The 22247-nt window shown below is 39.9% G+C and carries 20 protein-coding genes; 5 read left to right on the plus strand and 15 right to left on the minus strand.

Going from position 1 to position 22247, the window contains the following annotated elements; translation table 11 throughout:
• Positions 1 to 7: 7 nt before the first annotated feature.
• The 4 genes from secD to queA all read right to left on the minus strand — a co-directional run bounded on the left by secD (position 8) and on the right by queA (position 4723).
• Complete coding sequence (secD, locus tag F8B77_RS05270) at positions 8 to 1864, minus strand: protein translocase subunit SecD (protein ID WP_151654359.1); 1857 nt, start codon at positions 1862 to 1864, stop codon at positions 8 to 10.
• Between the two features lie 53 nt (positions 1865 to 1917).
• Entirely contained in the window at positions 1918 to 2250 is a 333-nt protein-coding gene (gene yajC / locus F8B77_RS05275; protein WP_130044029.1) for a preprotein translocase subunit YajC, read from the minus strand.
• Between the two features lie 91 nt (positions 2251 to 2341).
• Positions 2342 to 3469 (minus strand): tRNA guanosine(34) transglycosylase Tgt, encoded by a 1128-nt coding sequence (gene tgt, locus F8B77_RS05280; RefSeq protein ID WP_122034374.1) that lies wholly within the window; start codon positions 3467 to 3469, stop codon positions 2342 to 2344.
• Between the two features lie 201 nt (positions 3470 to 3670).
• Positions 3671 to 4723 (minus strand): tRNA preQ1(34) S-adenosylmethionine ribosyltransferase-isomerase QueA, encoded by a 1053-nt coding sequence (gene queA, locus F8B77_RS05285; protein WP_130085976.1) that lies wholly within the window; start codon positions 4721 to 4723, stop codon positions 3671 to 3673.
• 243 nt (positions 4724 to 4966) lie between these two features.
• Here queA and F8B77_RS05290 point away from each other — a divergent pair, with 243 nt between their 5' ends.
• Entirely contained in the window at positions 4967 to 5410 is a 444-nt protein-coding gene (locus F8B77_RS05290; protein WP_130044027.1) for a CBS domain-containing protein, read from the plus strand.
• Positions 5411 to 5506: 96 nt separating this feature from the next.
• Here the strand turns inward: F8B77_RS05290 and aceA are convergent, their stop codons facing one another.
• The 3 genes from aceA to F8B77_RS05305 form a co-directional block, all read right to left on the minus strand.
• A complete protein-coding gene (aceA, locus tag F8B77_RS05295) occupies positions 5507 to 6835 on the minus strand; it encodes an isocitrate lyase (RefSeq protein WP_105055318.1) in 1329 nt (442 codons plus the stop codon).
• Positions 6836 to 6849: 14 nt separating this feature from the next.
• Positions 6850 to 8454, minus strand: a complete 1605-nt coding sequence (gene aceB / locus F8B77_RS05300; RefSeq protein ID WP_151654361.1) for a malate synthase A — start codon at positions 8452 to 8454, stop codon at positions 6850 to 6852.
• Positions 8455 to 9028: 574 nt separating this feature from the next.
• Positions 9029 to 9928: a hydrogen peroxide-inducible genes activator gene (locus tag F8B77_RS05305; RefSeq protein ID WP_151654363.1), complete on the minus strand. Its 900-nt coding sequence runs from the start codon at positions 9926 to 9928 to the stop codon at positions 9029 to 9031.
• Between the two features lie 148 nt (positions 9929 to 10076).
• On the opposite strand from F8B77_RS05305, the gene F8B77_RS05310 reads away from it, so the two are divergent.
• Both F8B77_RS05310 and F8B77_RS05315 read left to right on the plus strand, forming a co-directional pair.
• A complete protein-coding gene (locus F8B77_RS05310; RefSeq protein ID WP_122034387.1) occupies positions 10077 to 10685 on the plus strand; it encodes a peroxiredoxin C in 609 nt (202 codons plus the stop codon).
• A gap of 248 nt (positions 10686 to 10933) precedes the next feature.
• Positions 10934 to 11677: a copper homeostasis protein CutC gene (locus F8B77_RS05315; RefSeq protein ID WP_151654365.1), complete on the plus strand. Its 744-nt coding sequence runs from the start codon at positions 10934 to 10936 to the stop codon at positions 11675 to 11677.
• A gap of 71 nt (positions 11678 to 11748) precedes the next feature.
• Here F8B77_RS05315 and F8B77_RS05320 read toward each other — a convergent pair whose 3' ends face one another.
• Complete coding sequence (locus F8B77_RS05320; protein ID WP_151654367.1) at positions 11749 to 12114, minus strand: YgiW/YdeI family stress tolerance OB fold protein; 366 nt, start codon at positions 12112 to 12114, stop codon at positions 11749 to 11751.
• Between the two features lie 44 nt (positions 12115 to 12158).
• On the minus strand, positions 12159 to 12806 hold the full coding sequence (locus F8B77_RS05325; protein ID WP_151654369.1) for an AcfA family outer membrane beta-barrel protein: 648 nt from the start codon (positions 12804 to 12806) through the stop codon (positions 12159 to 12161).
• A 132-nt stretch (positions 12807 to 12938) separates the two neighbouring features.
• Between F8B77_RS05325 and F8B77_RS05330 the strand changes: the two genes are divergently transcribed.
• Positions 12939 to 13865, plus strand: a complete 927-nt coding sequence (locus tag F8B77_RS05330) for a LysR family transcriptional regulator (RefSeq protein WP_151654371.1) — start codon at positions 12939 to 12941, stop codon at positions 13863 to 13865.
• Between the two features lie 183 nt (positions 13866 to 14048).
• Positions 14049 to 14831: a YadA C-terminal domain-containing protein gene (locus F8B77_RS05335; protein ID WP_244298209.1), complete on the plus strand. Its 783-nt coding sequence runs from the start codon at positions 14049 to 14051 to the stop codon at positions 14829 to 14831.
• A gap of 303 nt (positions 14832 to 15134) precedes the next feature.
• On the opposite strand, the gene F8B77_RS05340 is transcribed toward F8B77_RS05335, so the two are convergent.
• From F8B77_RS05340 to F8B77_RS05365, 6 genes are all read right to left on the minus strand, one after another.
• Complete coding sequence (locus F8B77_RS05340; protein WP_151654375.1) at positions 15135 to 15695, minus strand: VC2662 family protein; 561 nt, start codon at positions 15693 to 15695, stop codon at positions 15135 to 15137.
• A 162-nt stretch (positions 15696 to 15857) separates the two neighbouring features.
• Entirely contained in the window at positions 15858 to 16556 is a 699-nt protein-coding gene (gene phoU, locus F8B77_RS05345) for a phosphate signaling complex protein PhoU (protein WP_130044013.1), read from the minus strand.
• A gap of 38 nt (positions 16557 to 16594) precedes the next feature.
• Positions 16595 to 17413: a phosphate ABC transporter ATP-binding protein PstB gene (gene pstB, locus F8B77_RS05350; protein ID WP_151654377.1), complete on the minus strand. Its 819-nt coding sequence runs from the start codon at positions 17411 to 17413 to the stop codon at positions 16595 to 16597.
• A gap of 4 nt (positions 17414 to 17417) precedes the next feature.
• Positions 17418 to 18941, minus strand: coding sequence for a phosphate ABC transporter permease PstA (pstA, locus tag F8B77_RS05355; RefSeq protein ID WP_151654379.1), 1524 nt, complete (start codon positions 18939 to 18941; stop codon positions 17418 to 17420).
• A 25-nt stretch (positions 18942 to 18966) separates the two neighbouring features.
• Positions 18967 to 21180, minus strand: coding sequence for an ABC transporter permease subunit (locus F8B77_RS05360; protein WP_151654381.1), 2214 nt, complete (start codon positions 21178 to 21180; stop codon positions 18967 to 18969).
• Between the two features lie 75 nt (positions 21181 to 21255).
• Positions 21256 to 22245 carry a PstS family phosphate ABC transporter substrate-binding protein gene (locus tag F8B77_RS05365; RefSeq protein ID WP_151654383.1) on the minus strand — a complete coding sequence of 330 codons (990 nt, stop codon included), beginning with the start codon at positions 22243 to 22245 and terminating at the stop codon, positions 21256 to 21258.
• Between the last annotated feature and the right edge of the window lie 2 nt (positions 22246 to 22247).

Genomic DNA, 22247 nt, shown 5'->3' on the forward strand with positions numbered 1-22247 from the left:
TGAGTCCTTAGATCGACAGTTTGTCTACGCGCTTACCGCCGTAAACTAAGTTAATCACACAACGAGTACCAACAATCGCAGTAAACATTGACGTTAAAATACCGATAGATAACGTAACAGCAAAACCTTTAATTGCGCCAGTACCTACAGCAAATAGGATAATAGCAGTAATTAAGGTTGTGATGTTCGCATCGGCAATCGTACTAAACGCATTAGCATAACCTTGATCAATCGCTTGTTGTGGATTACGCCCATCACGCAATTCTTCTCGAATACGCTCGAAAATAAGTACGTTAGCATCAACAGCCATACCTACCGTTAATACGATACCGGCAATACCAGGAAGCGTCATCGTCGCACCAGGGATCATCGACATAACACCAATGATTAATACCAAGTTTGCCATTAAGGCTAAGTTCGCAACAAGACCAAAACCGCGGTAATAAACCAAAGTAAAGATCATTACTGCAACCATACCCCAAATACACGCTTGAATACCCATATCGATATTCTGTTGACCCATTGATGGACCAATCGTACGTTCTTCAACAATCGAGATAGGTGCAATCAGAGCACCAGCACGAAGTAGAAGTGCTAGGTTATGAGCTTCAGCTTGAGAGTCGATACCTGTAATACGGAAGCTACGGCCAAGTGCTGATTGAATTGTTGCTTGGTTAATCACTTCTTCCGTCTTAGAAAGAATAACGCGACCTTCAGGTGTACGACGGCCACTGTCTTTGTACTCTGTAAATACCGTCGCCATTAGCTTACCGATATTTTTACGAGAGAACGCAGTCATCTTGCTACCACCTTCACTATCTAGTGAGATGTTAACTTGAGGACGACCATACTCATCAGCACTTGAACTTGCATCTGTAATGCTTTCACCACCAAGAATAATACGCTTTTTAAGAACAACAGGACGACCATTGCGATCTTCTTTAATCTCGCTACCTGCAGGTGCTCGACCATTGGCTGCTGCAGCAAGATCGGCTCTATCATCCACTTCGCGGAACTCAAGAGTTGCTGTTGCACCTAAAATTTCTTTTGCTCGTGCCGTATCTTGAACACCCGGTAGTTCAACAACAATGCGGCTTGCACCTTGACGTTGAACAAGAGGTTCTGCAACACCTAATTCATTAACACGGTTACGAATGATCGTGATATTTTGCTCTACTGCATAGTTGCGAATTTCTTGTAGGCGCTGCTCTGTAAATCGTGCCGTTAATTTGAATTGACCATTTAATTCAGATTCTACAAAAGTCATATCACGATGAACATCAGACAATACTTTTTTAGCTTCAGCTAATTGCTCTTGATCACGAAGAACAACTTCAATCGCATCTTTGCCAGAATTACGAATAGCACGGTAACGGATTTTAGCTTCACGAAGATCAGTACGGAAAGATTCTTCTTGCTGACCAATTAGCTTAGCCATTGCCGCATCCATGTCGACTTCCATTAAAAAGTGAACACCACCACGTAAATCAAGACCTAGCTTCATTGGTGCTGCACCAATTGATGACAACCAGTCAGGCGTTAATGGAGCAAGGTTTAATGCAACAATGTAATCTTTACCTAACGATTCATTGATAATATCTCGAGCACTGATTTGAGAATCAGTATCATTAAAACGAACAAGAACACTGCCATTTTCGAATGCAATAGACTTATACGCAATGTCATTATTTTTTAAATTTTCAGCGACAACATCCAGCGTTGAGGTTTGAACCTCTGTACCACGGCTACCCGTGATTTGAACTGCTGGATCTTCGCCATAAAGGTTTGGAAGTGCATAGAGAGCTGAGATAAGTAGCACTGAAACTACCAACAAATACTTCCATAAAGGGAAACGGTTTAACACAGCGATGTCCTTAACGAAAAATACCCCCTAACCGAAGTTAGAGGGTACAATTTTTATAGTGATTTCAGAGTGCCCTTTGGCAGAACAGCTGAAACAAAGTCTTTCTTAATTGTTACTTCGTTATTTGCGTTAAGCTCAATTACGATGTAATCATTTTCTTCAGATACTTTAGTGATTTTACCCACTAAACCACCCGCAGTAAGAACTTCATCGCCTTTGCCCATAGAAGACATTAGGTTCTTATGCTCTTTTTGACGTTTCGCTTGTGGGCGATAAATCATAAAGTAGAAGATAACTGCAAACATGCCAAGCATGATAAACATTTGCATACCACCGCCTTGTGGTGCTTCACCAGCTGCGTGAGCTTGAGAGATGAAAAAACTCATTTAATAACGTCCTCGTATCTAATTTTAATTTCCAGTTTCTAAAATGTGACCATACACATATCTAGTAGATATATGGGTGATAACTCTGTTTTTAAAGGTCTTTTAATGGCGGAACTTCACGATCGCGACGCGCGTAGAATTCTTCTACGAACTGCTCAAAGCGCTCTTCTTCCAAAGCCTTACGAATGCTCGCCATAATACGTTGGTAATAACGTAGGTTATGGATCGTATTTAAACGAGCACCTAAAATTTCATTACAACGATCTAGGTGATGTAAGTAAGACTTGCTGTAATTCTGACAAGTATAACAATCACACTCAGGATCTAATGGTGTTGTATCTGTTTTATGTTTCGCATTACGGATCTTGATCACACCGCCAGTCACAAATAGGTGACCATTACGTGCATTTCGAGTTGGCATAACACAGTCAAACATATCAATACCACGACGAACGCCTTCAACCAAGTCTTCTGGTTTACCAACACCCATTAGGTATCGTGGCTTATCTTCAGGTAATTGTGGACATGTATGCTCTAAAATGCGGTGCATGTCTTCTTTTGGTTCACCTACTGCTAGGCCACCAACAGCATAACCATCAAAACCAATCTTAGTTAACGCTTCAACAGACACATCACGCAGATCTTCGTATACACCACCTTGAACAATACCAAACAGTGCATTCGGGTTTTCTTGACGATCAAATTCATTGCGGCTACGATCAGCCCAACGGATTGAACGTTCCATTGAAATACGCGCTTCATCATGCGTTGCAGGATATGGCGTACATTCATCAAAAATCATAACGACGTCAGAACCAAGATCGTACTGGATTTGCATTGATTTCTCTGCATCCATAAAGATCTTGTCACCATTTACAGGGCTACGGAAATGTACACCTTCTTCAGTGATTTTACGTGTTTTACCAAGACTGAATACTTGGAAACCGCCTGAATCCGTTAAGATCGGGCCTTTCCAGTTCATGAAATCATGTAAATCACCGTGCAGTTTCATGATCTCTTGACCAGGGCGTAACCATAAATGGAACGTATTGCCTAGTAAGATCTCAGCACCAGTACCTTTCACTTCTTCCGGAGTCATCCCTTTAACAGTACCGTAAGTACCTACAGGCATGAATGCTGGTGTTTCAACCGTACCACGGTCAAATTGTAATTGACCACGACGTGCGCGGCCTTGTTTTTTGAGTAGTTCGTACTTCACGAAACCTCCAATAAGCCAGAGAAACAATCTGACAACTTGTTTAATTTGCGACATTAATAAAACATTAATGCCACACCTCCATAAAACCAAATAATGCAGTTTATATGGTCGAAAACGTCCTGTTTTCCTACTTTCACTGGCTCCGTGAGTGAAATTTCAATCTAGTATATTACTGGCTTTAATACAGCCATCGACTCTTTATTACGCGGTTTTCTTCGTAATAAACATCGCATCACCGTAACTAAAGAAACGATATTGATTATTCACAGCTTGATCGTAAGCTTTCATTGTATTTTCATACCCTGCAAATGCACTCACAAGCATGATAAGTGTAGACTCTGGTAAGTGAAAGTTTGTTACTAAAGCGTCAACAACTTGAAATTCATAGCCTGGGTAGATAAAAATTTCAGTATCATCAAAAAATGGTGCTAGCTCTGTGCCTTGCTTTAATGCATGTTGCGCCGCACTTTCTAATGAGCGAACCGAAGTCGTTCCAACAGAAACAACACGGCCACCACGAGCTTTGGTTGCTTTAATGGCATCAACCACTTCTTGAGATACTTCTGCATATTCAGAATGCATGTGATGTTCTAAGATATTATCGACACGTACAGGCTGGAATGTTCCTGCACCAACATGAAGCGTAACGTAGGCAAATTCTACGCCTTTTGCTTTCATTTTTTCTAAAATCTCTGTATCAAAGTGTAAACCCGCCGTTGGAGCAGCAACCGCCCCCGGTTTTTCATTGTATACCGTTTGATAGCGCTCTTTATCCGCGTCTTCGTCTGGACGGTCGATATAAGGAGGTAATGGCATGTGACCAATTTCATCCAAAATATCTAATACTTTTTTCTCTGAAGTAAAACGAATTTCAAACAGGGTATCGTGACGAGCGACCATCTCTGCTTCGTATTCTTGGTTTTCACCCAACCATAGTTGATTACCCGGTTTTGGTGATTTAGAGCAACGAACATGAGCCAATACTGAATGCTCATCAAGCACTCGTTCAACTAATACTTCTAGCTTACCACCTGATGCTTTAACACCAAACATACGAGCAGGGATAACACGAGTGTTGTTAAATACAACAAGATCACCACTCTGTACTAAATCAAGCACATCAGTAAACTGACCATCAATTAATTCACCGCTATTACCATTTAGGTGTAATAGGCGACTTGCCGTGCGCTCTGGTTGAGGGTAGCGAGCAATAAGTTCATCGGGTAATTCAAAGTGGAAATCGGATACTTGCATGGTTTACTTCTTCATCAAAAATGGCAGACAGAGTAGTATATTCACGCCCAGAGCAATAGCAAGAGATGAAGCAATATACCTCTCAATTTTTCAATAAATATGTACTTTAACTAATGAAATTGACATTAAACAGAGAAAGTCGCATCAATCTTTTTATCTCTTAAAAAATCAACTTAGCTCTCACTTTTCTCTTTCATCTCGCACTATATTTACTGTAGGACTTATCGATAGCAGGAGCACACTATGTTTACCGTTAAAGACATGATGACGACTCACCCTCATACATTGCTTCGCTCCAATTCTTTAGAAGATGCTAAAGCACTCATGGACGAACACTGTATTAGGCACATACCCATTGTAGATACAGACCAAGCATTAATTGGCCTCGTCACTCAACGAGATCTATTGTCTGCGCAATCCTCTTGCTTGGAAAAACCAACATTAGAAGAATTTTCTGTGCTGGATATCCCTCTAAATAGCATTATGCATGAAAATGTAATGAGTATTTCTCCGCACGGTGGATTAAAATCAGCGGCTTTGTTTATGCAAAAGCACAAGGTGGGTTGTTTACCTGTTGTTGACCATGGGAAGTTGGTAGGAATAATTACAGACTCAGATTTTGTTACCATCGCCATTAATCTATTAGAGCTGCAAGAGGAAGTCGACCCTATGGAGATCGATGAATAGCAATAATTAACAGGAAAAAAGAAAGGGAGACTCCATTCTCCCTAAAACGTGATAATACGACTCTTTTTTATTATGTGGATATGGGGTTAGTATTAATTAAGCGTTGGTTTTAAATTGCTCTTCTTCTGTTGAGCCTGTTAGTGCGGTCACTGATGAATTGCCACCTTGAATGGTATTTGTCATCTTATCAAAGTAGCCTGTACCTACTTCTTGTTGGTGTGCAACAAAAGTATAGCCCTTATCTGCTGCTTCAAACTCTTTACGCTGAACCATCTCAACATAATGACGCATTCCCTCACCTTGTGCATAAGAGTGCGCTAGTTCAAACATGTTAAACCACATGTTATGAATACCCGCTAACGTAATGAACTGGTATTTATACCCCATGTCTGCCAGCTCTTGTTGGAACTTAGCAATCGTTTCTGAATCCAGGTTTTTCTCCCAGTTAAACGATGGCGAACAGTTATAGGCTAACAGTTGATCTGGATACTCTGCATGAATCGCCTCTGCAAATTTACGCGCTTCTTCTAAACATGGCGTTGCGGTTTCACACCACACTAAATCAGCATAAGGTGAATACGCCAAGCCACGAGAAATGGCTTGATCAATACCTGCGGTCACTTTATAGAAACCTTCAGCCGAACGCTCCCCTTCAATGAACTCTTGATCATAAGGATCACAATCTGAGGTTAGCAAATCTGCGGCATTGGCATCGGTTCTTGCAATAACCAATGTCGTCGTGCCTGCCACATCGGCTGCTAGTCGTGCTGCTACCAGTTTTTGTACCGCTTCTTGAGTTGGTACTAATACTTTACCTCCCATGTGACCACATTTTTTTACTGACGCTAACTGATCTTCAAAGTGAACCCCAGCCGCACCTGATTCAATCATATTACGCATCAACTCATAGCCATTAAGTACACCACCAAAACCGGCTTCTGCATCGGCAACAATCGGAAGAAAATAATCAATTCCCTCTTCAGGTGTTGTTCCTGTTGACCATTGAATTTGATCCGCACGACGGAAGGCATTATTAATACGTTTCACTACCGAAGGTACCGAATCTACCGGGTATAGCGATTGGTCTGGATACATGGTCGATGCGGTGTTGTTATCCGCTGCTACTTGCCAACCTGACAAATAAATAGCTTCAATTCCCGCCTTCGCTTGTTGGACTGCTTGTCCACCCGTTAGCGCACCAAGGCAGTTCACATAGCCTTTTTTTGATGAGCCATTCACCAGCTCCCATAGCCTGTCAGCCCCTTTTTGTGCAATGGTATTTTCTGGTGCAAAAGATCCTCGAAGATTAATAACTTCTTCAGCGGTATAAGGACGAGTTACTCCATCCCAACGCGGATTTTCTGCCCAGTCTTTTTCCAATGCATCAATTTGTTGTTGGCGAGTTTGCGGTTTAAATGTCGTCATAATAGTTCCCTCTCTTATAAGTATTCATAGCCAGGTAGTGTTAAAAAGTCTGTTAGTTGATCACTGGTGGTCAATTGCTCCATCAGTTTTGCTGCTTGAGTAAATTGGCCAGAATCAAAGCGTTCTGTTCCCAATTCTTGTTCAATAACTTTCATCTCTTCTAATAACATGGTTCTAAACAAATCAGCCGTTACAACAGCGCCTGTATCTAAGGTTTTCCCATGCTGTATCCATTGCCAAATAGACGTTCGTGATATTTCTGCCGTTGCAGCATCTTCCATTAATCCATAAATAGGCACGCACCCATTACCTGTGATCCACGCTTCAATATATTGAACCGCGACTCGAATGTTATGTCGCATGCCCTCTTCTGTTCTCTCTCCTTCACAAGGTGCTAATAATTCTTCTGCGGTAATGGGATGGTCATTTTCTCGGCTAATATCCAACTGGTTGATCCGCGAGTCTAAAACCTTGTCAAATTCCGCTCTTGCAGTATCAGCTAGCCCAGGATGAGCAACCCAAGTACCGTCGTGTCCATTATTGGCTTCCAGTGATTTATCGGTTTGAATTTTATTTAACACCCAATCATTTTTTACCGGATCTTTCGATGGGATAAAGGCGGCCATTCCTCCCATCGCAAACGCTCCTCTTCGGTGACACGTTCTGATCAGTAATCGTGAATAGGCATTTAAAAACGGTTTTTCCATCGTCACCACTTGGCGATCAGGTAGCACGCGTTCTGGATGATTTTTTAAGGTTTTAATGTAGCTAAAAATGTAATCCCATCGGCCACAATTTAATCCAACAATATGTTCTTTCAAACTGTATAAAATTTCATCCATTTCAAAGACAGCAGGTAAGGTTTCAATCAGTACTGTCGCCTTAATCGTACCTTGCTTTAAACCAAACTCACGCTCAGCAAAGGTAAATACATCACTCCACCACGCCGCTTCTTGGTAGGCTTGTAGTTTAGGAAGATAGAAGTACGGGCCACTGCCTTTTTTTAATGAAGTCTGGTAGTTGTGATAGAAATAAAGCGCGAAATCAAACAAAGCTCCGGGAATAGCAACACCGTTAAAAAGCACGTGTTTTTCTGGAAGATGCAAACCTCGAACTCGACAAATCAATACCGCAGGATCTTGCTTAAGCTGATATACCTTTTGAGTTTGAGGGTTGGTGTATTGGATTGTGCCGTTCATTGCATCTCGAAGATTAATTTGACCGTTAAGTACCGCCTCCCATGACGGTGCTAATGAATCTTCAAAATCAGCCATGAATACTTTTACATTTGCATTCAATGCATTAATTACCATCTTTCTGTCTGTTGGGCCTGTGATCTCAACACGTCGGTCTTGAAGATCACTTGGAATACCTTGAATACTCCATTTAGATTCTCGGATTGAACGTGTTTCCGTTAAAAAATCGGGCAGTTGTCCTGCGTCTATTTTTCGCTGTCTTACTTTGCGGGTTTCTAAAAGTTCAGGAACTCGATGCGCAAACTTTTCGACAAGATGGGTAAGAAATCGAATCGCTCCTGCACTTAATACTTCATCAACTTGAGGAAGACTCGGCCCAATAATGGATAATTCTTGTTCTTTCGTCGTCATGGTATCTGTCATGGTCTGCGCCTCCGGCAAAATTACATTTGTAACTAAAACACTACGAATCAGTATTCATGTTTCATCCTATTTATCGTTCTTGCTGTTTACGTCTATTACATTCTCGAAAGAGCCAATGAATTACAACCCCTACTAAAGGCTAATACTGCCTTGATATTTCAATAAGATGTCGACATAAATCAGAAAGTTGAGTTATGAGTAAATGCTCTATAAAGAGAATTGTCAAAGTTTAATTTTTACAAATCGATAACATAATCATCAGAAAATGATCTGCTATTTACGTTGTAAAATTACACAAATTAAACTTGTAAAATTGAACATGTAAAATTCACAGTTTTAATTTCACAAAGAAAACAGCGGGATAGCATAAAAAATTGATAACACTTGAGCTTATTTAGAGAAGAGTAAAAAGAAAGTGGCGATATACAACAAGAAGAGAAGAAATAAACTGGTCAGATCTGTTTGATAAGAAATATAGAAAAGTGAGAATCCGGTCACTAATTGCCCTATCATTCAAAAGTAGAAAGGCACCTATTTAAATCAATAAATAAGTGCCTTAAGTACAAAAATAAAGCTATAAAATATGCTTAACAATATCAGCTAGCTGATGAAAAGCCTGTAAACGAGAAGAGCTTGGGCGCCAAACTAAGCCAATAGCTCGCGACGCTTCTTGACCCGGTGGCTCAACCACCACAAGGTTTTGGTTATCTAATAAACCATGTTTAATCGCCATTTGAGGAATAAAGGTAGTACCCAATCCATTTGCAACCATCTGAACCAAAGTATGCAGACTGGTTGCCGTGAATGGATTAATTTTTTCTTTTTTCGTCAATTTACATGCAGAGACAGCATGTTCCGTTAAACAGTGTTCTTTTTCTAATAAGAAGACGTATTCATCCGGGAGATCATCATAATGAATTGGAGTGGAGATTGAGCGTGCTTGATCTTTACTTATGACCATCTTAAACGGATCATGCCCTACAATTAGGCTCTCCATTCCACCGATATCAACAGGCAAAGCAAGAATAAGAACATCCAACTGACCTTGTCTCAACGCCGCTAATAAATTAGTTGTCGTGTCTTCTCTTAGTAAGAGAGTTAGTTGTGGGTAGGTTTGATTCACTTCTTGAACTAAATCGCACAACAAAAAAGGCGCAATGGTCGGGATACAACCGACTCGAAGCTGCCCTTGCATCGCATCACCTTGGCAAAGTGACCCTAGCTCAATTAAATCTTGGCCTTTAGCTAATAGCTCTCGTCCTTGCTCTACTACTTTGTCACCAATAGGTGTAAACACGAGTGTCTTTTTATCTCGTTCATATAAAGGGCAACCAATTAACTCTTCAAGGTTTTGTATTCCTTTACTTAATGTTGATTGGCTGACAAAACACTTTTCTGCTGCGTCACCAAAATGGCGAGTCTCATGCAGGGTAATAAAGTAGTGTAACTGTTTTAATGATGGCCATTTGTTCATCGTTTTTCTCGATTACATTAATCTATTTAATTCGCTTTTTTCAATCATACCTTTTGTACTATAGTTTGTCCTGTTGAAACAATTTATTGTTTTCAAAAACAAAGCCAAACACGAAGTTTGGGAAATCTAATTTTTAGGAGATTCAAAAATGGTACTAGTAGGTCGTCAAGCACCAGACTTTACTGCTGCAGCTGTTCTAGGTAATGGCGAAATCGTTGATAACTTCAACTTCAAAGAATTCACTAAAGGTAAGAAAGCGGTAGTATTTTTCTACCCTCTAGACTTCACTTTCGTTTGTCCTTCAGAGCTAATCGCTTTTGACAACCGTCTAGCTGACTTCCAAGCTAAAGGCGCAGAAGTAATCGGTATCTCAATCGATTCTCAATTCTCTCACAACGCATGGCGTAACACTGCTATCGAAGATGGCGGTATTGGTCAAGTTAAGTACCCACTAGTTGCTGACGTTAAGCACGAGATCTGTAAAGCATACGACGTTGAGCATCCAGAAGCTGGTGTTGCTTTCCGTGGTTCTTTCCTAATCGATGCTGACGGCCTTGTTCGTCACCAAGTAGTTAACGATCTACCACTAGGTCGTAACATTGACGAAATGCTACGTATGGTTGACGCACTAAACTTCCACGAGAAGAACGGTGAAGTTTGTCCAGCACAATGGGAAGAAGGTAAAGCAGGTATGGACGCATCTCCAAAAGGCGTTGCAGCATTCCTATCTGAACACGCTGACGACCTAAGCAAGTAATTGCTAACCTAGAGTATTTACATCAAATACTCGACTGCACCTAAGCTCAACGGTGCATGTGGCTAGAATATTAAAAGCGTATAAACGCAGTAGCCTAAAATCAGAAAGTTTGTCTAATACTAAAAGCCCTGAAGTTATCTTCGGGGCTTTTTTCTTTATTCTAGCGCGTAATTTTGACGATCTATTCACACATCTACAGCTGAATATCCCTTACACTACTCTATTCTCAATTATTCTTTCTACACATCATGTCTATTAAAATTGAAGTCTGTATTGATAACTTAGAATCACTGCATAATGCTATTAATGGCGGTGCTGATCGCATTGAATTATGTTCATCTCTTGCATTAGGTGGGCTTACTCCCAGTTTTGGTTTCATGAAAAAAGCAGCTGCGATCTCTCCTATTCCAGTTTATGCCATGATCCGTCCTCGACAAGGCGATTTTTTGTATGACAACGATGATATCTCTGCAATGATAGAAGATATTCATGCTGCAAAATTAGCGGGCTTACAGGGGGTTGTCTTTGGGGTATTAAAAGCCAATGGCGATATTGATATGCCATTGTCTGCACGGCTAATGAAAATCTCTAATGACAATGACTTAGGTGTTACCTTCCACCGCGCCGTTGATCAATGTTCTAATTATAAAAAAGCCATTGAAAACATTGCAGAGCTAGGTTGTGAGCGTATTCTAACCTCAGGACTTGCTGCGAATGCCTATGATGGTATTAACGTTTTAACTGAAATGGTTAAATTAGCAAATGGACGATTTGAAATATTAGCGGGAGCAGGCGTCACCGCTGAAAATGCAAAAGAGATCATTGAAAAGACAGGCATAACTGAAATTCATTTATCTGGAAAATCAACTCGTCCAAGTAAAATGAAATTAGTATTGGATGGTGTAAAAATGGGCGCTGGAGATTTGGATGATTTTATTGTTCCAGTTACTGATGCTAAAAAAATTGATGCAGTAAGACAAATAATTAAATAACCGCTTATGCTAATGAAAAAATGCCAGAGACTTTATCCCTGGCATTTTTATTATTAGATAACTGCGTTTTTCTATTTTGCTAGTTGAACTGAGTTAACGTCGATCGTCGTCTCTGTCCACTCTTTATCTACTTCACCATGAATAACTAACTTTGTTTCTGGCGTTGCTTCAATACCGTTCCAATCTTTATGGTCGATCTCAATTCTTACTTCACCCGTTGTATCTTTAAATTGATACTCTTCATTACCCAGTGATGACGTAATGTAACCAGTCAATGTTACTGCTGCATCATCATCTGAATCTAAAGCAGCTCTAACTGTACTGACCGCTACTGAGCTAGGGCCAGTAAAGCCACCTTTTATCACTTGAGTATTTTTATCTGCGAAAGCTGTTGAAGATGCTAATACTAATGCGCTTGCTAGAATGATTTTTTTCATTTTATTTAGTCCTGAATTTATAATTAAATACTGATAATATTATATTAGAAGTAGTAAACTGAACTCAACATGAACGAGGTAGAATTAGCTACGCTATCTGTTTGATAACTTGCTGAAGCACCTAACGCTAGGTTTGGGATCACCATGTATTCAATGCCTACACTTGCAATACCGCCCCAAACGTCATCTTTTTGCGACTCACCACCAGGACGTCCAACCGTTCTTTCAATATCATCATTCAATACATTTTCAAATTCATCTTGGGAAGAAGCGTTATATTTATACTGCGTATAAGTAAGACCTAATCCTGTTTTAAGCTGCAACTTGTCATTAATGTTATAAAAGTACACAGGTTTAAACGTAAATTGGCTCGCATCTAAATCGGCATCCCATTCTCTTTCTTGATGTTCTAGATTAGGTGCAGTGCCAACTATCCCTTTGTATTCAGAGCGGGAGTCATCACTCTCAAATTTCGTATAACCTAATTCTAGACCAAAATCGTTAAAACGATAGCCAACAAAACCACCAAACGCAGAGCTTGAATCATCAGGTGTTAAGGTAACGTTATCTTGTGAAAATGTCGTTGAATAATCATGACTCATGTTTGTTACACCATACTCTAAACCAACATATGGAGCAGCAATCGTTGCTGTTGAAGTTGTAGCCATTAACAAAAAGACATACTTTTTCATTATAAATTCAATCCTATAGTCGTGGAACTAAGCTTGGTCTTAACTAATGATACAAGTATTATAGACTATCAATCGTGAAGGAAGCGTGAAGAGTTATTAGATAATTTAAAATTTATAAGGAAATCATTCACTATGGCAAAAGATCTGTTCGCTAAATTAGATTTAAATTTATTGAGAACCTTTTTAATTCTTTCTCAAGAGTTAAATATGCGCAAAGCCTCTGAGCGATTATTTGTTTCTCAACCAGCAATCAGCCAAGCGTTACAAAAGCTGCGTAACCATTTTGATGATGAGTTATTCATTAAAGTCCGTCATGGCCTGAAACCAACTCCTTTTTCTGAAGAGCTAGCCGAAAACATTCACCCCTACCTTGATGGTTTATCTTCTATCTTAAATTCATCTCAAAATTTTGAACCATACAAATTAGAAAAAACACTGACAATAGCCTTAGCACCGCAAGTACTAAGTTGCCTGTCCGGAGCTCTATTTCATCAAATACGAGAAGATGCACCTAATGTTAACTTGCAGCTAGTTAATTGGTCAGAATCAGCTTTTGATGACCTTATCAAAGGTAAAATCGATATCGCCGTTAATTACGAATATGACTCAGTTCAAAAAGAGCTTATCTCGCATAAATTAATAGATATCAAAGGTTGTGTTATTGTGCGTCAAGATCATCCAATAACAACAACACTCGCAACCCCTTATGACTTTGAAGGTTATGAAATTGCCTCTTTAATTATTCCAGGATGGAACAGTAATAAAAGCCTTGCCGCTGATGTGTTAGATAAACTCAATATAGATTATAAGATTGGTTTTCGTTCTGAATTACCAATGGCATTAATTGATGTAGTTCAACATACGGATATGTACTTTCCGTCTACTTCTCTTTTTCCTACTCATCAATATTCATCGCTTAGACGTATAGATCTCGCTCTTGATGATGTTGCTTTAAATTATCCTATCTATAGCTTTTATCATCAAAGACATAAAAAGAATCCTCTCTACGTTTGGCTCAATAAATTGATTAAAGAACTCCTACTAAAAAGTGACACCTAACTTATCAATAGAGCACTATAAAACAGATGCGATAAGTGCTACTTATAATTAAAATAATTACAGGTGATTAGAAAGCAATCACCGAACTCAATATTATTCATTCCATCAAACGGAAACAGATTTATCGGTAAGCAAGGATGCTCATTACTGATCTAACTTATGATTAATATTGAGAGTTATAAAATGAAAAAATCTATCTTAGCACTATCCTTAACTGCCATCTTTTCTTCTTCTGTTATGGCTGAAACCATTCAGAACCCAGCAGAGCTTCCGGGAATTGACAACTCTATTCCATCTGTATCAGACCGACCAAGTCCTGATTTTGGAAGCACTCCCAACTGGGGATTAGGCCCAACTCAACCACCAATGGCAACAGAGCCTGAATGGCAAGTTCCTTCAACACCGGTTGAACGTCCGCTGCCAGATGCTCCTGTAGATCGACCACAACCTGTAGACCCTGATTTTGGACAAGCGGTTCCTGAGCAGCCACCAATGGATAATACTCCAGAAAGGCCACAACCTCAGAAACCAACGCAACCGCCAGTTGATGATAATTCACCTGAGCGTCCACAACCTCAAGTCCCAGTGCAGCCGCCAATGGATGACTCTCCTGAATGGGGGATCCCACACGCAACAGAAGGTGAGCGTATCACTGCTTTAGAAAATGATTTCAAAGTAATGGCTGAAGAGAATAATCGTCGCTTCAATGAGCAAGACGAAAAGATTGATGGGGTTAGAGCTGGTTTACATGCTGTAGCCAATGCGCGCCCATTTGTAACAAGTGGTGAGTTTGCTATTGGTGCCGGTGTTGGTTTTTCTGGCTCAAAAGAAGCATTAGCACTAGGTGGGGCTTACGGTATCAATGAACAATTAAGTGTTTCTGGCACTTTCCACTATGAATCATCTGGTAGCTACTCATCATCAGATGTTGCTGGCGGTGTTGGTATTCAATACAGCTTCAAATAAATAACTCTCGCCCCGCTAAGGATTGGTAGGGCACTTTTATCTAATACTGATACCAAATTAGTAATAGATTTCTACTGCAACTCTATTTCTGTCTTTGACGACTCACCATATCGGTAGTATCGCCTCTGTCCTCTCATACAGAGGCTTTTTTATGTATTCCATATAATTTATCAACTGACTTCAATATTGGTATGACATTCACTTTTTACGTGACACCAATTCAAATATGTAAATGGCCAGATACAAAAATGGCGCTGTTTATTTAAACAGCGCCATTTTTATTTAATATCGAATTGAATCAAATTACATCGCAAAGTTTACGATTGGGAAACAAGGTAGGAAACCATTTTCTGCACAGTTAATCAAACCAACCTGAACACCTTTTATCTCAGATGTCATGTTGAAGAAACCAACTTGAACGTGTGAATCATTTGAAAGGTTAGCAACACCAACATCAACCATGGTGTAACCTTCAGAGTAGTTCACTGCAGATAGGTTTGCACCTTTAACATTATTCGTGATATTTACAAAACCTAGGTTAGCACCTAAGTCATCACCCATATGCCAGTTAAACAGACCAAAAGATGCCCCTGTCATGTTGCCATTAACTTTGTTCGCACCGATAAACAGTGGGAAATTAACACCGGTTAGATTATCACTCTCAGACATACCAATCGCAAAATCGACACCGGTTACATCGCCAGTTTTACCATAAAGAGCCGCTAAACGTACGCCTTTTACTTCACTTGCTGCTGGTGCGTTAAAACCATTCAGTGTTGAAAACATCACAGGTGTACTATTCGCCATAGCGAATGATGAAACCATAGATAATGCCGCGCAAGTACCAACTAAAATCTTCTTCATAAGATATTCCTTTATTGCTTTAATTTATGATTATTAACTGAATCTATTTTTGTATCATTCGTCGCATAATAAGTACGACAATTTATAATATACGCATTAATTCTAATAAATACAGCATAGTTTAAAAAGTAACACTATGATTATTATTTTTAAGCCAAATCCTTACTTGATCACATCATCTATATTTTGATCGCCAATATGGCGCACATCTTTTCCTTTTACAAAATAAATAATGTACTCACAAATATTCTGGCAACGATCTCCCACTCGCTCAATTGCACGAGCCGCCCACATCACTTTCATCACGCTTGGAATTGAACTTGGGTCTTCCATCATATAGTTCATTAACTGACGAATAACAGCATCGTATTCTGCATCTATTTTATCATCAAACTTATACGCTTCTGTCGCTGCTTTTACATCCATTCGAGCATATGCATCCAACACTGAATGCATCATTTTAACGGATTGGCGACCTAGAGACTCAAGAGAAACCAGTAACGACTGGTGTTTATTCGAGAAGTTTTCTAGTGATACTTTTGCTATTTGAGAAGCGACATCACCAATACGCTCTAAATCGGTAATGGTTTTGATTATCGCCATAACCAAACGCAGGTCACTGGCTGTGGGCTGACGCTTTGCAATGATACGAGTGCACGCTTCATCGATTGCCACTTCCATGGCGTTCACTTTATGATCTTCATGCATTACTCGTTTTGCTAAATCAGCATCGTGATTATGCAGTGCCTCTAATGCATAGGTAAGCTGCTGCTCCACCATCCCCCCCATGGTTAATACATGAGTTCTAATAGCTTCAAGTTCGGTGTTAAATTGGCCTGAAATATGTCGACCAAGTTGCATGGTATGTCCTTATTTTATTATTGGCCTATCGTCGGAGGTTATCCATAACGGCCTGTAATGTAGTCTTCTGTTTGCTTATGTACTGGTGATGTGAAAATCGTATTTGCATTACCGTATTCAACCAATTTACCTTGATTGATAAAAGCGGTGTGATCACTCACTCGCGCTGCTTGTTGCATATTATGCGTCACAATAACAACGGTATATTTACTTTTTAGCTCATAGATAAGCTCTTCAATCGTCAAAGTAGAAATAGGATCCAATGCTGACGTTGGCTCATCGAGTAATAATACTTCTGGCTCAATAGCGATAGCTCTAGCGATAACTAAGCGTTGCTGCTGACCGCCTGATAACCCAAAGGCATTCTCATGTAATCGATGTTTGACTTCATCCCATAATGCAGCTGCTTTCAACGCATCTTCAACCGCTTCATCTAATACTCGCGCTTCTTTGATCCCTTGTAAACGTAAACCGTAAACCACATTCTCATAAATTGATTTAGGAAACGGATTTGGCCTTTGGAACACCATTCCTACACGGCGACGCAGTGAAGGGATATCAGTATTTGGTTGATAAATATCATCACCAAACAACTTAATTTCCCCTTTAATTTTGCAATTATCAACCAAATCGTTCATGCGATTAATACAACGTAATAAGGTAGATTTACCGCAGCCGGACGGCCCAATAAACGCCGTTACCTGCCCCTTAGGAATACGCATTTCAATATTCGATAGTGCTGACGTTTTATCATAATTTAAACTAAGATTATTAATCTCTATGGCTGTATTTTCATCTGATAAATTATTTACGTCTATTGGCGATAGAAAAGAGAGATCCGGTGATAATGAATACATACAGTTATAACTCCAATGTTCTATATTTCTCTCGTAAATTATTACGAATAGCGATAGCCGTTAAATTTAATCCAATGATAACCGTGACTAATAAAAAAGCCGTTGCATACACAATAGGTCTTGCCGCTTCAACATTGGGGCTCTGAAAACCAACATCATAAATATGATAACCAAGGTGCATAAACTTTCTATCTAAGTGTAAATAGGGCGCAATGTTATCAACGGGTAAAGAAGGAGCCAGTTTTACTACACCAACTAACATAAGAGGCGCGACCTCTCCCGCGGCTCTTGCTACCGCTAAAATTAATCCCGTCATAATAGCAGGGCTTGCCATAGGCAAAACGATCTTCCATAAGGTTTCAAACTGAGTGGCACCTAATGCTAAGGATCCATGACGTACTGAGTTTGGAATACGACTGAGCCCTTCCTCAGTTGCAACAATAACGACGGGTAATGTTAAAATAGCCAAGGTTAATGCCGACCATAATAAACCAGGCGTTCCAAATGTAGGGGTCGGCAACTCATTAGAATAGAACAGCTGATCGAGCGTTCCACCCACCACATAAACAAAGAACCCCAAACCAAACACGCCATAAACGATGGACGGCACACCTGCAAGGTTTATCACAGCTATTCGAACTAACCTAGTTAGCATATTTGGTTTCGCATATTCATGAAGATAAATCGCGGCAATTACCCCTAATGGCATCACAATAACAGACATAAGAAGAACTAATAAAATAGTACCGAAAATAGCAGGGAAAACACCGCCTTCCGAGTTCGCTTCTCGTGGACTATCAGAAACAAAGTCATACAACTCATCAAACCAATGGCCTATTTTTTCTTGCAGTGACATCGCATTAGGAAACCAGATATCAACCACATTATCACTGCTTAATTTATAGCTATTTCCCTGACTATCTTTTAACGTTAAATAGCTGTAACTCAATTGGTTTGAAATTTTTTTTGCTTGTTCATTGAGCGCGTTTTCTTGTTGCTTACGCTCACTACTAGATAAAGCTAAACTTGGTAATGCATCAAGTTGATGATAAAGCTTATGTTGCTCTTGTTCTAATAAATCAATTTTCGCTTTTTCACTTCTAACCCATGCCTCTACCTGTTGTCGATTAAGCTCAAGGCCATTTGATGTCTCAATAATAGTGCCAAAATATTTACCATGTTGGAGTCGATCAACCACAACAAGATCTTTAGGTTTGGTAACCGATTGGATCTTATCCTGATTAATATTAATAAAATCGAATCCATTAATATCGCGGTTTCCAACTTTTATAATTAAACGCTCTTGGTTCTCTGAGCTTTTCCCATGAAACTTTTCAACGTCATACAACTGCCCGACAATCACTTGTCCATCAGTTGTGTGCCACTCTTGCAATGCCGTTGGCCAAAAATAGGATAAGCCCTTCCAGCCAATCAATAATAGAATACCAAGCACGGCAATCATGCTAATGCTCACTGAACCCGCAGTAAGCCATATCCAAGGTGAGCCTGATTTAATCCAATGCTTCATTTATTTACCTTCATTCAGATCAAACCTATAAACTACGGTACTTTTCACGCAACCCTTGGCGTATCCACTCAGCCAAAGAGTTCACAAAAAAAGTAAACACAAACAGTAAAAATGCAGCTAAGAAAAGCATTCTAAAGTGAGTGCTTCCTATCTCTGATTCTGGCATTTCAATCGCAATATTTGCGGCAAGGGTTCTCATTCCTTCTAAAATATTACCATCCATAATAGGGGTGTTTCCGGTCGCCATTAATACAATCATGGTTTCACCAACTGCTCGCCCTAATCCCATCATTACCGCTGAGAAAATACCTGGACTCGCCGTTAGCAACACCACTTTGGTTAATGTTTGCCATTGCGTTGCCCCTAAAGCTAACGAGCCTTCAGATAAGTGTTTTGGTACTGAGAAAATCGCGTCTTCCGCGATGGTATAAATCGTCGGAATAATCGCGGCGCCCATGGCAATCCCTACCACCAAAGCATTGCGCTGGTCGTAACCCACGCCGTTATCACCAAGGTAACTACGTAAATCACCATTAAACAACCAATTTTCGATAACGTACCCATATTGAAAAGTCAGATACCCAACGCCTATCAAGGCCGGGATCAATAATATTGCATGCTGCCCTCGTGGAAGCTTTCGCATGATATGCGCTGGTAATATGTGCCAAATAAACGCAATAATAATCATACTTAATGGAAAGAGTACAAATAGGCTAAATACGGCAACGAGATTATTCTCAACAATGGGCGCTAACCAAATACCCGCTAATAAACCAATAATCACCGTCGGCAGTGCTTCCATTATCTCAATCGTCGGTTTTACGTATCGACGAACATTAGAAGACATAAAGTAAGCGGTATAAATAGCACTACCAATAGCTATTGGGCCTGCGAAAATAAGCGCATAAAAAGCCGCTTTTAAGGTTCCAAAAGCCAGCGGCATTAAACTGAATTTAGATTCAAAGTCATCGTTCGCTGCTGTCGATTGCCAAATATACGCAGGCTCTGGGTAGCCTTCATACCATATTTTGCCAAAAACAGACTGTACACTCACTTCTGGGTGAGGGTTGGTTACCTCAAAGCATTGCCACCCTTTTTGGGTTAATACAATAAGCTTCTCTGCATTGGGAGGTTGAGTTGCCGCCAATACTTCTTCATTAAACAGATGCTGGCTATACAGCGCTTTTTCTGTTGTCGTGTGAACTAAAGATACATTGCCTTTAGCATCAATAATAGTCACACCTTTACGGTAAACCTCTGGTGCTAATTGCTTAATTGGAGCATCTACATTAAAGGTTCGAATTAAGGTTAGTTGACGTTTTTCATCCTTAATCGTATCAAACCACTGAGATAAGCTACCATTGTCAAATTGCACCAACACTGAATGGGCACCAGACAATAACGTCAGTTTCTGTGCCGATTCTTTTAATGCAATACGCTCTCGTAAATTGGCTTTATGGTCTTTTAATGTCCAAACTTGTAGCTCATGTTGATATAAGAAATACAAAAAATCATTATTTGGAGTGATCACCATGGATAATAATTTTTTCGTCTTATCTAGCGCCCCCCCTTCAAACTCAATCGGGATCGCTTTCCAAATGGACTCACCCGTCATTTGGTTAATCACACTATCAAGTTCTACCCCTAACAATCGCTTATCTTTGGTTTGTGCTAAAACAACCCCTTCGGTTGCCGTTAAGCTAAGCGCAACTTGTGTAAGCTCCTTCTTTTGTTCATCAATTTGAATCAGAGGAAATGGAGTAAAGCTTTCAACGTAAGGAATAAGCTGTCGAAGCCCTTGTTTGTAATTAGTTTGAAAGCCAATTTGAGCAAACTGCACTTGGCCCTTTGCATCCCCAAAAGCGAACCAATCTTGGCTTTCAATGGTGGCAGCAAAAGCCGTGGGATTCGTGATAATTTGTGTTTCACTGACCTGCTTCTTGTTAAGAAGATCTATAAACTGAACTCGGCCTTTATCATCAATTCGGTAAGCCATTTTTCCTTGTTCATCAGAGCCAATAGCAAGGGTGGCATTATCATATGATGCTGAATATTGAGATAAAGGTTCAACCGTTACAGAAGTAAAAATAGGCGCAATAACCGCCAATAAATAAAAACAGATAAGCATAAGAGCTGCGATGATCCCTATGCCACTGGATTTCACCCAAATACGCATAATCAGATCGACAACATAGCGTTGCCTGTCTCGGATAATCTGATTAGGTTTGGCGTATGCCATGATGAGATAACCTCTGTATTTATTAAATGATTGTTTACGTATTTTTCAGTATAGGAATGACACTATAATGACAACTTAATGGAGATCTAATTTAGAAAGCTCTTGTAAGACAAAACGTTCCGATAATGCGATATAGCCATCCTGCTCAACTCTTTTCTGCCCTTCTAATGACAACATATAACGAATAAATTCGGTTTCTAAAGGCTGCAGTTTGGCTGTTGGTGGCTTATTGATGTAAATATATAAAAAACGAGCTAAAGGGTATTGACCACTAATAATATTATCAGTACTTGGTTCAATATAGTTCGTCCCTTCCCTTGTAATTGGCAACAGCTTTACACCCGACATGTGATAACCAACACCAGAGTAACCAATGCCATTTAATGATGCAGAAACACCTTGAACTACGGATGCCGATCCTGGTTGTTCGTTGACATTCACTTTGAAGTCACCGTTACATAAGGCGTTCTTTTTAAAGTAACCATAAGTACCAGAGACTGAATTTCGACCAAATAATTGAATTCGGTGTTTAGACCCACTACTGTTTACACCTAAATCTTGCCAACGATTAATGGGTTTTACAGAACCACATCGTAATGTTGCCGAAAAGATAGCATCGAGCTGACTAAAGTTAAGTCCTTTTATTGGGTTATCTTGATGCACAAAAATTCCGAGCGCATCAATAGCAACTCGGATTTCAGTTGGCGGGTAACCAAATTGTCGTTCAAATGCGGCTTTTTCACTTTGCCGCATCCGCCGGCTCATAGGGCCAAACTGAGCCGTACTTTCAATTAATGCTGGCGGTGCCGTTGACGATCCTGATGCTTGAATTTGAATATTTACATTAGGATAAATACGTTGAAAATCTTCAGCCCATAAGGTCATCATATTCGCTAACGTATCTGAGCCTATTGAGGATAAGTTACCAGAAATTCCGGCAACTCTTTCATAAGGAGCGAGTTTTCCATCATAAGAAAACGCATTTGATATAAACCCCAGCCAAAGCAATCCCACGGGAATTAATACCCTAAACCATCGCTGCTGTTTATACTGCGTCTTCTTCATTA

The sequence above is a fragment of the Aliivibrio finisterrensis genome (assembly GCF_008933155.1).
Taxonomy (GTDB): Bacteria; Pseudomonadota; Gammaproteobacteria; order Enterobacterales; family Vibrionaceae; genus Aliivibrio; species Aliivibrio finisterrensis.